This is a genomic window from Methylorubrum aminovorans, assembly GCF_022179725.1.
GTDB lineage: Bacteria > Pseudomonadota > Alphaproteobacteria > Rhizobiales > Beijerinckiaceae > Methylobacterium > Methylobacterium aminovorans.
This window is the reverse complement of sequence record NZ_BPRC01000009.1, coordinates 26,216-39,173: the sequence shown is the minus strand read 5'-3', so window position 1 is coordinate 39,173 and position 12,958 is coordinate 26,216. Positions and strand designations below refer to the sequence as shown.

Here is a 12,958-nt window from a genome sequence, read left to right as displayed (position 1 = left end):
TGACCGTCGCGATCTGGATTGCTTCGACTCTGCCTCGCCATAACGGCGAGGAAGACCCAAGCCGTCATTGCGAGCGTCAGCGAAGCAATCCAGCGATGCGACGGTCAAAGGGATTCGTGTGGCGGTCTCAGCCTCAGACCGCCCGCTCGGAAAAAATCGACTTCTTGACGATGGCGTGGACGCCCCAATTGCCATCGACCACCTGGGTGATGCCGAAATCGACCGCAACCGACATCAGCGAGATCGCCTCGTCCTCGGTCAGCCCCTTCGCCTGCATCAGGAACTGGCGCATCTTGCGGAAGGCATCGCGCATGGCGAGGTCGATGGAGGATTTCTGGAAGATCGCATTCTGCGCGTCCGGTCCGAGATCCTTCAGGTAGTTCGGGTAGCTGAAGCCCGAGAGTACCCAATCCTCGCTCGTCTCGATCATCGGGAAATCCAGCGCCTCCAGCGAGGTGCCGGCGAGATCGCGCTTCTTGTGCAGGACGAACTGGAAGGTGCCGGTGAGCGAGCACTCGATGGCCGTGCCGCACAGCTCCGAATCGCCCTGGCTCGCATGGGGATCGCCCACCGAGAACAGCGCGCCGGGCACGGCGACGGGGTAGTACAGCGTCGCGCCCTTGCCGATGCGCCAGTTGTCGATGTTGCCGCCGGTGTAGCTCGGCGGAATCGAGTTCACCATGTCGGCTTCCGCCGGTGCCACGCCCATCGTGCCGAAATGCGGGCGGATCGGCACACGGATGCCCTTGAGCACGTCGAAGCGGCGCTTGGTCTTGGTGTGATCGACCGGCAGGCCGGGATAGTCGATGGTCGGATGCTCGCGGCCGTCCGGGTCGGTCACGCCCGGCCAGGGGAAGCTGTAGACCGCCTTGGCCCAGTCGCGCTCGCCCGAGGCATCGACCTCGTAGATCGTGACGACCTCGCGCTTTTTGCCGTCCAGCATGTCGTTGTAGTGGTAGCCCCACCACGCCGCGGCGTTGCTGCCGAAGGTGCGGCCTCGGAATTTCGGGTTGGCGGAGGGGCGTGGCGCCACGTCGAGGATGCGCACCTCGAGCACGTCGCCGGGCTCCGCCCCGCGAATCGCAACAGGGCCGGTGCAGATATGGACGCCGAGCCCGCCGCCGGGGCCGAGCTTGGAATCCTCCGGACCGGCGCCGCGGCGGGCGACGCCCTTCCGCTCCTTCGTCCAGAGGAACACGCTCTCGGCGCCGGGATCGCCCGTCACCATGCGCTCGGCGTCGTCGTTGGCGTGGTGGGTCAGCGTCTCGATGGTGACGAAATCGCCCGATGCGATCTCGACCTGCGGCTTGAGGTTCTTCGAGAAATAGCCTCAGTGCACGGTCTCGGCGTGCGCCGGCAGGTGGTAATGCGCCGTCTGCTTCAGCCGGCCGGCGCTGCTCTGCGCCAGGGCCGGGCTCACCAGGGAAAGACCGCCCGCGGCGAGGGCGGCTGCGCCTCCGGTCGCGACGAAGCTGCTCTTCAGGAAGGCCCGCCGCTCCGGCTCCATGTCCCGCCGGTAGCGCAGCCGATGCTCGGCGAAGGCGGCACAGGTCGGATCGTCACCAAGGCACATTGCAAGCTCCAAGCGCGTTCGTCGCCGAGAACTGAATGCAAAATCACAGCCAAGCTTGAGGCCGCCTGCCCCTGATCAGGGCAAGCTTCGGCCTCAAGACGTCTCATGCCAAATCCGATTGGGCTCTTCGGGACGGCGGATTTGGCCGTCGCCCGAGCGGCGCGCGGGCTGGCTGATACGTTCCCCGCTCCAATCAAGCGAAGACCGTATCAAACTATTCCGAGAGCGGTCCGGTGCCGGGCTCGGCCTCGGCGGCAGCCGCCTCCGATTCCCCGGCCTGCGCCTCCACGACCGCCGCCGCGGTGACGTTGACGATGCCGCGGGCCGTGACCGAGGGCGTGAGGATGTGCGCGGGCTTGGCCGGGCCGATCAGCAGGGGGCCGACCGGAAGAGCGTCGGCGAGCACCTTGGCGAACTGGAAGGCGATGTTGGCGGCATCCAGGTTCGGGAAGACGAGGATGTTGGCCGCACCCTTCCAATTCGAGCTCGGCAGCACCCGATCGCGGATGAGTTCGGACAGGGCCGAATCCGCCTGCATCTCGCCATCGGCCTGAAGCTCGGGCGCGCGGCTGCGGATCAGTCCGAGCGCGCGACGCATCTTCATCGCCGATTCCGAGTCCGATTGACCGAAATCGGAGTGGCTCAGCAGCGCGATCTTCGGGGTTAGGCCGAAGCGACCGACATGGTTCGCGCAGGCGATGGCCACGTCGGCGATCTCCTCCGCGCTCGGATTCTGCCGGACATGGGTGTCGGCCAGGAAGTAGGCGCCCTTCTTCGTGACGATGAGGCTCATCCCGGCGAAATCGATCGAATCGGGCGAGAGGCCGATCACGTCGCGGATCACCCGCAGGCGCGTCTCGAACCGGCCTTCCAGGCCGCAGATCAGCGCATCCGCCTCGCCGCGGCGGACCGCGAGGGCGGCGATCACCGTGTTGTTGGTGCGCACCAGCGTCCGGGCGAGATCCGGCGTGATACCGCGCCGCCCGGCCACTTCGAGATAGGTGGCGACGTAATCGCGGTAGCGCGGATCGTCCTCGGGATCGATCAGGTCGAAATGTTCGCCGTGCCTGAGGTCGAGGCCGAAGCGCTTGATGCGGGTCTCGATCACCCGCGGACGCCCGACCAGGATCGGCCGGGCCACCTGGTCTTCGACGACGGCCTGGGCGGCCCGCAGCACCCGCTCGTCCTCGCCCTCGGCGTAGATGACGCGCTTCGGGTTGGCCTTCGCTTTGGAGAAGAGCGGCTTCATGATGAAGCCGGAGCGGTGCACGAAGCGGTCGAGCGATTCGGTGTAGGCCTGGATGTTCTCGACCGGCCGCCCGGCGACGCCCGAATCCATAGCCGCCTTGGCCACGGCGGGCGCGATGCGCAGGATCAGGCGCGGATCGAACGGGCTCGGGATCAGCGAGCGCGGCCCGAACGGGCGGGCCTCGCCGCCATAGGCGCGCGCCACCACGTCGGAGGGCGTCTCGCGGGCGAGCGCCGCGATCGCCTTCACCGCGGCCTTCTTCATCTCCTCGTTGATCTTGTGGGCGCCGACATCCAGCGCACCGCGGAAGATGTAGGGGAAGCAGAGGACGTTATTGACCTGATTGGGGAAGTCCGAGCGCCCGGTGCAGATCATCGCGTCCGGTCGCGCCTGCTCGGCGAGATCCGGCATGATCTCCGGGTAGGGGTTGGCGAGCGCCATGATGAGCGGCTTCTCGGCCATCTTCTCGAGATATTCGGGCTTCAGCACGCCGCCCGCCGAGAGGCCGATGAACACGTCGGCGCCGGGAATCACCTCGGCCAGCGTCCGCGCCTCCGTCTCCTGGGCGTAGACGTCCTTCCAGCGGTCCATCAGCTCGGCGCGGCCCTTGTAGACCACGCCCTTGATGTCGGTGACGGTGATGTTCTCGCGGGTCGCGCCGAGGGAGACCAGCAGGTTGAGGCAGGCGAGCGCCGCCGCGCCCGCGCCGGAAGTCACGATCTTGGCGTTGGAAAGCTGCTTGCCGGCGAGTTCGAGTGCGTTGAGGACGGCCGCCGCAACGATGATCGCCGTGCCGTGCTGGTCGTCGTGGAAGACGGGGATGTTCATCCGCTCCCGGCAGCGCTCCTCGACCTCGAAGCACTCGGGCGCCTTGATGTCTTCGAGGTTGATGCCGCCGAAGGTCGGCTCCAGGGAGCAGACGACGTCGACCAGCTTGTCGACGTCCTTCTGATCGACCTCAATGTCGAAGACGTCGATCCCGGCGAACTTCTTGAACAGGACTGCCTTGCCTTCCATCACCGGCTTCGAGGCGAGCGGGCCGATATCGCCGAGGCCGAGCACCGCGGTCCCGTTCGAGAGTACCGCGACGAGGTTCTGGCGAATGGTGAGGGTGGCGGCTTCCTGCGGGTCGTCGTGGATCGCCATGCAGGCGGCGGCGACGCCGGGGGAGTAGGCCAGCGCGAGGTCGCGCTGGTTGCCGAGCGGCTTGGTCGCCTGGATCTCGAGCTTTCCGGGTTTCGGCAGTCGATGGTAGACGAGCGCCCCGGACTTCAGATCCTCGGACATATTGTCGGCCATGGCGATGCCGTCCTCTTCCGCTCGTTTTTGCGCGCCCGCACCCTCGTTTTCCAGGGGGCGCTGTTGAGGCATCTGTTGCAACGGCTGAAGCGGGGGCGCAACCCGCACAACGAGACCCGGCTCCACCTCGAAAAGCTGGCCCGGCGCTGGAATTTCACAATCGGCGCATACTCTTACGGCAGGCCCAAGGTGCGCTTCCCCGAATCCGGGCGGCGGCTGACGATCGGCCGGTATTGTTCCATCGCGGATCGGGTCGAGATCCTGCTCGGCGGCGATCACCGTCTGGATTGGGTCTCGACCTATCCGTTCGCGGCGATGTCCGGGCTGTGGCCGGGGGCGCAGGCGCCGGAGGATTACCACGCCTCGCGCGGCGACGTGACCATCGGCCACGACGTCTGGCTCGGCTCGGGCTGCATGATCCTGTCGGGGATTACCGTGGGGCACGGAGCGGTGGTCGCTGCCCACGCCGTCGTCACGCGCGACGTTCCACCTTACGCCGTCGTCGCCGGCAACCCGGCCCGGATCGTACGCCGCCGCTTCGACGAGGCGACGAGCGCCGCGCTGGTCGAGATCGCGTGGTGGGATTTTTCGCACGCGACGGTGATGCGCTGGATACCGCTCCTGCAGAGTGGCCAGGTGGAAGAACTGATCGCGGCGGTCAGGGCCGAGCGCGCCGTTGCGGGACCGCCCTGATTGCCGTAACCGGCCGGCTCGATTGCCAGGAAGTCACGACTCATGTCCGATACGCTCCCCGACCGCCTCTCGGTGAACCCGAACAGCCCCTATTACGACGAGGCGGTCCTCGCCCGCGGCGTCGGCATTCGCTTCAAGGGCATCGAGAAGACCAATGTCGAGGAATACTGCGTCAGCGAGGGCTGGGTGCGGCTGTCGGCCGGCAAGACCCTCGACCGGGCCGGAAACCCGATGACGGTGAAGCTCAAGGGGCCGGTCGAGCCGTACTTCCGCGAGGAGCCGGGCGAGGCCTGATTCGACGGTGTCGATGCCGGCGGGACGTGACGGACGCTGCAGGAAGCAGCGATTCGGCTTGGCCGTCCTGATCGGCCTGCTTCCGTTCCCGGTCATAGCCGAGGGTTTTGCCGTCCGCGATCTCACGTCGGTCGCCGCCGAGGCGAAGGCGGCACTGGGAGGCCGTTACGCGGCGCGCGCCGAGCCGGCCCGGCTGACGCTCCTCTGCACCGAGTGCGAGGGGGCTCCGATGATCGATGTGCTGCTCGGCCGCCAAGCCGACGGCACGGAGGAGCGCGTACGCTCGGGGCAGACGCCGGTCGCCCGCCTGGAGGCGCTCTGCCGGCAGCGCAATCCTGAATGCCGGCTCACGGGCCTGTCCGTGGCTCCGGCGGTCGGGTGGATCAGCCTCTACGCGACGGGAGCGATGTCGGGCGCGACCGCGATCATCCTGCGCGACGGCGACCTCCTGACGATCCGCTCCCTGGCCGGCGACGCCGCCACGGCCTCCCGCAACGCCCGGATCCTCGTCGAAGCGCTCGCTCCGCGGATCGTCGGACCTTGAAACGAAAGAACCCCGCCGGAGCGGGGTTCGCGCGCGTTCGAGGTCGGGCGGATCAGACCGCCATGCGGTCCTCGCCTTCCATCGGCTCGCGCAGCACGTAGCCGCGGCCCCACACGGTCTCAATGTAGTTCTTGCCCTCCGACGCGTTGGCGAGCTTCTTGCGCAGCTTGCAGATGAACACGTCGATGATCTTCAGTTCCGGCTCGTCCATGCCGCCGTAGAGATGGTTCAGGAACATCTCCTTGGTGAGCGTCGTGCCCTTCCGGAGCGAGAGGAGTTCCAGCATCTGGTACTCCTTGCCGGTGAGGTGGACCCGCGAGCCGGAGACCTCGACGGTCTTCTGGTCGAGGTTCACGATCAGGTCGCCGGTGGTGATGACCGACTGGGCATGACCCTTCGAGCGGCGCACGATCGCATGGATGCGGGCCACCAGCTCGTCCTTGTGGAACGGCTTGGTGAGGTAGTCGTCGGCGCCGAAGCCGAGACCCTTCACCTTGTCCTCGATGCCGGCCATGCCCGACAGGATCAGGATCGGGGTCTTCACCTTGGCGACGCGTAGCGAGCGCAGCACCTCGTAGCCCGACATGTCGGGCAGGTTCAGATCCAGAAGGATGATGTCGTAATCGTAGAGCTTGCCGAGATCGACGCCCTCTTCACCGAGGTCGGTCGTGTAGGTGTTAAAGTTCTCGGACTTGAGCATCAACTCGATGCTCTGCGCCGTGGCGCTGTCGTCCTCGATCAGAAGTACGCGCATCGTGATCCCCACCGGACAGGCCGTTTCGGGGCGCTTGAGACAAGCCGCCGCCGGTCGTCCGCCGACGGCCCCGGCGGACGCTCCCTCATTCCCACTTTCGAAACGCTATTCCTTAACCGTTAACAAAAGCCGAATCCCGCTTGCAAGCACTGTCTCTTTCGAGTCCGAGACCGATTCTCGTCAGGGTTTGCGATCTGTTCTCCATCCCCACCGGCTTTCCCGACGGAGCGGATGAGCCCTGCCGGCTAACCCCTTCTTTTCTCTAGGGTTGGCAATCCTGTTGCCGAAAGGAGACGGAGGCGTTTCGTCGCCTTTCCATTTTCCGCGATCGGCGATCCGGCCACTGGAACGATGGCGGCGATCCTTGGCGAGCGACCCGGCGGTGTTAAGACATCGGCCGGATCGATGGCGGTCAGCGGTTAACGGGGTCGGAGCAAATGACGCAGGAGCGCGGCTCCGGGGGGCTGGCGGCGGCGCTCGCCGCGCTCTCGACCGTCGAGACCCTGGAAACCTTCGGCCGGGTGACGGCGATCCGCGGCCTTCTGGTCGAGGTGGCCGGGCCGGTCTCCGCCATGCGGCTCGGCGGCCGCATCGACGTGGTGGTGGAGAGCGGCGGGGCCTCGGCGGCAACCGTGCCGTGCGAAGTGATCGGCTTTGCCGGCGACCGCGCGCTCGCCATGCCCTTCGGCTCCCTGGAAGGCGTGCGCCGCGGCTGTCCGGCCCTGGTGCGCGATGAGGCAGCGGGCGCGATCCGCCCCTCGAACGCGTGGCTCGGCCGCACGGTCGATGCCCTCGGGCGGCCCATCGACGGACTGGGACCGCTGGCGCAGGGGCCCGCGATTTATTCCCTTCGGGCCGATCCGCCGCCCGCGCATGGACGCAGACGGGTCGGCCCGCCGCTCGATCTCGGGGTGCGCTGCATCAACACCTTTCTCACCATGTGCCGCGGGCAGCGCATGGGCATCTTCGCCGGCTCCGGTGTCGGTAAGTCGGTGCTGTTGTCGATGCTCGCGCGCTACACCGCCGCCGACGTGGCGGTGATCGGCCTCGTGGGCGAGCGCGGACGCGAGGTGCAGGAATTCCTGCAGGACGATCTCGGTGCGGCGGGTCTCGCGCGTTCCGTCGTGGTGGTGGCGACCTCCGACGAGCCGGTGCTGATGCGCCGCAACGCCGCCTACGTGACGCTCGCCATCGCCGAATATTTCCGCGACCAGGGCGCGCAGGTCCTGTGCATGATCGACTCGATCACGCGGTTCGCCATGGCCCAACGCGACATCGGCTTGGCCGGCGGCGAGCCGCCCACCGCCAAGGGCTACACGCCCACTGTCTTTTCCGAACTGCCGCGCCTGCTCGAACGGGCGGGACCGGGGGTGGGGGAGGGGGCGATCTCTGGCCTGTTCACCGTGCTCGTCGAGGGCGACGACCACAACGAGCCGGTGGCGGATGCGGTGCGCGGCATCCTCGACGGCCACATCGTCATGGAGCGGCGCATTGCCGAGCAGGGGCGCTATCCGGCGATCAACGTGCTGCGCTCGGTCTCGCGCACCATGCCGCGGGCCTGCGACCCCGCGCATCTTCCCACCGTCCGCCGGGCGCGAAAGGTGCTCGCGACCTATGCCGACATGGAGGAACTGATCCGGCTTGGCGCTTATCGCGCCGGCTCGTCGCCGGAGGTGGACGAGGCGGTGGCCCTCATGCCGGATCTGACGGCTTTTCTGGGGCAGGGTAAGGAAGAAGCAACCTCCATCGGCGAGGGTTACGCTCGGTTGGCCGCCATCGTCGGCGGCGGGTGAGGCGGCTTCGAAAGCGCGTCGGGTCACGGTCCGGAAGGACCATGTCGCCGATCGGGCCGCTTTCCAGCGTAGCGTGGAGTGGATGGCCCGACATGAAATCGCGTGACACGCTGATCCGGCTGCGTCGGTTCCAGGTGGACGAGAAGCGCCGCCGGGTCGCCCAGATCGAGATGATGATGGCCGACTTCAACCGTATGGCGGCCGAGCTCGACCGTGAGGTCGCCCAGGAGGAGGCCCGCGCCGGCATCTCCGACCCGGCCCATTTCGCCTACCCGACCTATGCCCGCGCCGCGACCGGCCGCCGGGACAACATGCGCCAGTCGGCCGCCGCCCTGGAGGGTCAGCTCGCCGAGGCCAAGGCCGAGCTGGGCGAGGTGTTCGAAGAACTGAAGAAGGTCGAGATCCTGGAGGATCGCGAGCGCTCCGCCGAGCGCGCGGCCGAGGCCGCCCGCGAGCAGGCGGAGATGGACGCGATCGGGCTTCGGGCGCGGGCCTGATCGTCGCCGGCCGGTACGGTGACGGCGTCGGCGGCTCATAAGGTCGCCGCCGCGGGACCCGGTCGCACCCCCACGAACCCCCGGAGCGAGTCGGCATGCCGGCCGGCTGCTCTCGGTGTCGGCGCACGGGGAACCGGGAAGCGGAAGTAAAGTTCTAACCTATGTAGCTAGCTTTGGGCCGCGATCTCGTGTGCTCCGCTTCTCCATAGGTGCGAGATGCTGCAGTCCGGAACCAAGATCCTGCTTGCGGCACTTGTCGCTGGCCTCGCGCCTGCGGCCGCGTTGGCGCAGAACGTCATCGCTTTGGATGGCAGCGGCTCTCAGGCGATCGTGACCGCTGCGGGTGACGTGACATCGACGGCAGCCACCCGGAACGTAATCACGCCAGATGGGATGGGTTATCGGGTCGATGTCTTCGGTGCATCGCCCGGTTCGCGTGTCGTGGTTGCGCAGAACCTCATCACTCCGAACGGCGCGGCACCCGTTCCGAATGTGAATGATTGTACCTTCATTCGCGATCCGATCGCCCTGCGCGACTGCATCAATCTCTACGAGGGCCAGCGCCTGGCGCCGGGGCCGCGTAACGGCGCTCTACGGCCGGGCCTGATTACCGACGAGAACCTTCTCGATGCGGCAGGCCCCATTCCCGGCTCGATCAAAGGCCGGTCCGGCAGCGGTCGGGACCGGACGAGTGTTCCGGAGCCGAGCCGATCCAACGCTGCCTACATCGATCAGGTCACACGGCCGCGCTAGCGTATCGTCCCGAAAGCTGGTCGTCGGCTATCGGAAGAAGGCGATGCGAGAACGAGAGGCGTGAGCCTCGCCCCTGCTGGCCTCACGGAATCCGCCTCCGCTCGCATTCTTCGGCATGAAACCGTCACGATCGGCCGGCAAGACCGGGCCCCATCGAGACGGTGGCTCTGGTTCCGCTTGCGGTGCGCGCGGTCGTAGCGCAGGAGAGACCGCTCCCGAGAGAGGCGGCCGGCATCCATGAAAAAAGTCAGTGAAATCGTCTGGGGCCTGGTCGGCCTCGCCGCGGTGGCTGTGTCCTGCTACCTGCTCTGGGGTGAGTTGAAGACCCTCTCCTGGGCGAGCATTGAGGCGGCCTTCGCTGCCATCCCGCTCCATCACTTCCTGCTTGCGGCCCTCTCCACGCTCGTCGCCTACGCCGCGCTCGCTTGGTACGACCGGATCGCGCTGCTGCATCTGGGCGTGCGCCACATCTCGTGGATGTTCGTTTCGGTGTGCTCGTTCACGACCTACGCGCTGTCCCACAATATCGGTGCCTCGGTCTTCTCCGGCGCCCTGGTCCGCTACCGGGCCTACACCTCCAAGGGGCTTTCGGCGGCGCAGGTCGCCGTGCTGGTGGCGCTCTGCTCCTTTACCTTCGGTCTCGGCACAATCCTGCTCGGCGGCTTCGTGCTGGTCTATGATCCGGGCCTACTGTCCCGGCTCGACAACCTCCTGCCCGCCGCGCTCACCAACCCCGCGACCTCCCGGCTCGTCGGCTTCGGTCTGCTCGCCTTCGTCGCACTCTACGTCATCGGCTCGGTGCTGCGCTTCCGCCCGCTGACGATCCGCAACTTCAAGGTCGAGTATCCCCGGCCCGGCATCATGGCGCGCCAGCTCATCGCGGCGCCGCTTGAGCTGATCGGTGCGGCCGGCATCATCTACTTCGCCCTGCCGGACGCCCTGAACCCCGGCTTCATCGCGGTGCTCGGCATCTTCCTCGCGTCGTTCTCGGTCGCGCTGGCCTCGCACGCGCCGGGCGGTCTCGGCGTGTTCGAACTCGTGTTCTTCACCGCCATGCAGCTCCAGACCGATGCCGAGAAGGCCCCGGTGCTGGCCGCGGTGCTGATCTTCCGCCTGTTCTACCTGCTCATTCCGTTCGCCGTGGCGATCGTCGTGGTGCTTCTGTTCGAGCGCTCACGCCTGTCGAACGCGCTCGGCAAAGAGGCCAAGACGCCGCCGGAGCCGCCGCTGGTCGCGCCGGGCCTCGACAACCACGTGATCGAGGAGCGGCTGGAGAAGAAGGCGGTCTGATCCACCCTTCTCGCAGCATCCGGACGGCGGTCGCTCTTGGAGCGGCCGCCGTTCGTGTTTCGGGGGTCTGAGTTCCATGCGCACTTTGTCGCAGTGACGCGCGAAGGGCGAATCCTTACGTCACGCCGCCTCAGTGGATGAGTGGGACAGGCGGGCTTGCCGCTCTTTCAGGAACGGTTAAGCTTCGCCGGGTTGGGGGCGTTCTGGCCCCCGGATGGATATCATGGCCTCGATCAAGATACGGGTTGCCGAGGACGGTACCTGCTCGATCTGCCGCGACGGCACGATCGTCAGCAGCGGGCTCACGCGTTCGCAAGCCGACCAGATGGTTGCCGTCCTGCGCGCCATCGAGGGTCACGCCTGACCGGCCGCCTTCGGGGCGAGCGGCCCCTTGCCCCTCCGTGGGAAAGCCATCTCGGTTCGACGGGTGAGACTCAATCCGGCGGGCGGAGTTCACGAAGCATAGAAAGCCGAGCCCGACCTTATCCCGGTCGGGCTCGGCTTTTACGTACCTGCAGGATCGCCCGTGGTGGTCCGGGTGGCGCGTCAGGCGGCCCGCACCGTCGTCAGGAAGCGTCGGACCTCGGCCCGCAGGTGGTCGGATTGCGCCGACAGGTCGGAGGCCGCCCCGAGAACCTGCGCCGCGGCCCTCCCGGTCTCTTCCGACGCTTGGGCCACGCCGGAGATGTTGTGGGTGACCTCGCTGGTCCCCGTCGCGGCTTGAGCCACGTTGCGCACGATCTCCTGCGTCGCCGCGCTCTGCTCTTCGACCGCCGCCGCGATCGAGGTCGAAACGTTGTTGATCTCGCGGATGCGGGTCGCGATGTCGCCGATCGCGCCGACGGCCGTGTCGGTCGAGCGCTGGATGCGGGCGATCTGGTCCGAGATGTCGGTGGTCGCCCGCGCGGTCTGGGAGGCGAGTTCCTTCACCTCGGCCGCCACCACGGCGAAGCCGCGCCCCGCCTCGCCCGCGCGTGCGGCCTCGATCGTCGCATTGAGCGCCAGCAGGTTGGTCTGGCCGGCGATGTCCGAGATCATCGCCACGACGTCGCCGATGCGGGCGGCGGCCTCGCTCAGGTCCTGGACGAGCTGCCCGGTCTGTCCGGCCTCCTCCACGGCGGTGCGGGACAAGGCGGCTGAGCCGTCCATCTGGCGGCCGATCTCCTGAACGGAGGTGCCGAGTTCCTCGGCGGCGGCGGCCACGGTGTTAACGTTCACCGTCGCCTCCTCGGCGGCCGCTGCCACGGCGGTCGATTGGCCGGCCGTCTGACTGGCTGTCCCAGCCAGGCCCTGTGCGGTCGATTGCAGTTGCGAGGCGGCTCCGCCGATGCGGGCGACGATACCGGTGATCATGCCCTCGAAGTCTTGGATCAGACCGTTGAGCCGTTCGGCACGCTGCATCTTGAGCGCCTGATCGGCATCCTGCGCCCCCTGCAGCCGCTCACGCTCGACGGCGTTGTCGCGGAAGACCGCCACGGCGCGAGCCATGGCGCCCACCTCGTCGGTCCGCTTCGCCTCGGGCAAGGCGATGTCGGTGCGTCCCTCGGCGAGCCGGCCCATCGTCGTGCGCAGGGCGTTCATCGGGCGTACGATCGAGCGGATGATCGCCCAGGACGCCGCGCCGAGAACGAGCAGGATGCCGAGCGCGATGACGCCGAGGCGCCCGATCTGCTCCCACAATGTCGCCGTCAGGTCGTCGATGTGGACGCCGGTCCCGATATAGAGGCCCCACGGCGCGTAGAACCGGAACAGGCCGAGCTTCGATGTCGCCTCCGCCTCCGGCGTCCGCTTCCATGTGTAGACGACCGAGGCGACCCCATCGCGCACCGCGCGTGGCAGAACATCGGCGATGAAGGCGAACCCGGTCGTGTCCTTGAGATCGGCGAAGCTCTGACCGATGAATTTCGGCGTGACGTGGGCGGTCACGATGACGTTGCGGTCGTAGACGAAGAAGTAGCCGTCCGTGCCGTGGCGCATCGCCGTGATCGCGGCATAGGCCGCCTTCCGCGCCTCGGCCTCCGTCGTCTCGCCCTTCTCGACGCGTTGGCGATGGTGCTCGATCAGATTGACGACCGACTCCGTCATCAGGTTGAGGCGGTTCACGCGCTGGGCGTACATCGCGTCGTACTGGTAGGTCAGGGCGACGGCACTGATCGCGGCCAGGCTGAGAGCCGCAAGCGCCACCAGCGCGTAACGTTTTCCTCGAAATATCGAACCGG

The 12,958-nt window shown here is 67.4% G+C and carries 11 protein-coding genes and 1 pseudogene; 8 read left to right on the top strand and 4 right to left on the bottom strand.

The features are described from left to right. Positions 1-133: 133 nt before the first annotated feature. A pseudogene (locus tag MFF24_RS13830) lies at positions 134-1,573 on the bottom strand (acetamidase/formamidase family protein). Positions 1,574-1,787: 214 nt separating this feature from the next. Continuing rightward, entirely contained in the window at positions 1,788-4,121 is a 2,334-nt protein-coding gene (locus tag MFF24_RS13825; RefSeq protein WP_238224970.1) for an NADP-dependent malic enzyme, read from the bottom strand. Positions 4,122-4,196: 75 nt separating this feature from the next. Here MFF24_RS13825 and MFF24_RS13820 point away from each other — a divergent pair, with 75 nt between their 5' ends. The 3 genes from MFF24_RS13820 to MFF24_RS13810 are packed head-to-tail and all read left to right on the top strand — an operon-like array spanning position 4,197 to position 5,652. Next, the gene (locus tag MFF24_RS13820; protein ID WP_238225177.1) at positions 4,197-4,814 is read left to right on the top strand and encodes a CatB-related O-acetyltransferase; all 618 of its coding nucleotides are present in this window, start codon (positions 4,197-4,199) and stop codon (positions 4,812-4,814) included. A gap of 42 nt (positions 4,815-4,856) precedes the next feature. After that, on the top strand, positions 4,857-5,108 hold the full coding sequence (locus MFF24_RS13815) for a DUF3297 family protein (RefSeq protein ID WP_238224968.1): 252 nt from the start codon (positions 4,857-4,859) through the stop codon (positions 5,106-5,108). Positions 5,109-5,166: 58 nt separating this feature from the next. Further along, on the top strand, positions 5,167-5,652 hold the full coding sequence (locus tag MFF24_RS13810; protein WP_238224966.1) for a hypothetical protein: 486 nt from the start codon (positions 5,167-5,169) through the stop codon (positions 5,650-5,652). A gap of 52 nt (positions 5,653-5,704) precedes the next feature. On the opposite strand, the gene ctrA is transcribed toward MFF24_RS13810, so the two are convergent. After that, positions 5,705-6,406 carry a response regulator transcription factor CtrA gene (gene ctrA, locus MFF24_RS13805; protein ID WP_108942776.1) on the bottom strand — a complete coding sequence of 234 codons (702 nt, stop codon included), beginning with the start codon at positions 6,404-6,406 and terminating at the stop codon, positions 5,705-5,707. 437 nt (positions 6,407-6,843) lie between these two features. On the opposite strand from ctrA, the gene fliI reads away from it, so the two are divergent. The 5 genes from fliI (at position 6,844) to MFF24_RS13780 (ending at position 11,103) form a co-directional block, all read left to right on the top strand. Further along, the gene (gene fliI / locus MFF24_RS13800) at positions 6,844-8,199 is read left to right on the top strand and encodes a flagellar protein export ATPase FliI (RefSeq protein WP_108938801.1); all 1,356 of its coding nucleotides are present in this window, start codon (positions 6,844-6,846) and stop codon (positions 8,197-8,199) included. A 92-nt stretch (positions 8,200-8,291) separates the two neighbouring features. Continuing rightward, complete coding sequence (gene fliJ / locus MFF24_RS13795) at positions 8,292-8,696, top strand: flagellar export protein FliJ (RefSeq protein WP_238224965.1); 405 nt, start codon at positions 8,292-8,294, stop codon at positions 8,694-8,696. A 216-nt stretch (positions 8,697-8,912) separates the two neighbouring features. Beyond that, the gene (locus tag MFF24_RS13790) at positions 8,913-9,449 is read left to right on the top strand and encodes a hypothetical protein (RefSeq protein ID WP_238224963.1); all 537 of its coding nucleotides are present in this window, start codon (positions 8,913-8,915) and stop codon (positions 9,447-9,449) included. Between the two features lie 237 nt (positions 9,450-9,686). Continuing rightward, entirely contained in the window at positions 9,687-10,739 is a 1,053-nt protein-coding gene (locus MFF24_RS13785) for a lysylphosphatidylglycerol synthase domain-containing protein (protein ID WP_238224962.1), read from the top strand. A 223-nt stretch (positions 10,740-10,962) separates the two neighbouring features. Further along, positions 10,963-11,103, top strand: a complete 141-nt coding sequence (locus MFF24_RS13780) for a hypothetical protein (RefSeq protein WP_162940440.1) — start codon at positions 10,963-10,965, stop codon at positions 11,101-11,103. Between the two features lie 182 nt (positions 11,104-11,285). Here MFF24_RS13780 and MFF24_RS13775 read toward each other — a convergent pair whose 3' ends face one another. After that, the gene (locus MFF24_RS13775; protein WP_238224961.1) at positions 11,286-12,923 is read right to left on the bottom strand and encodes a methyl-accepting chemotaxis protein; all 1,638 of its coding nucleotides are present in this window, start codon (positions 12,921-12,923) and stop codon (positions 11,286-11,288) included. Between the last annotated feature and the right edge of the window lie 35 nt (positions 12,924-12,958).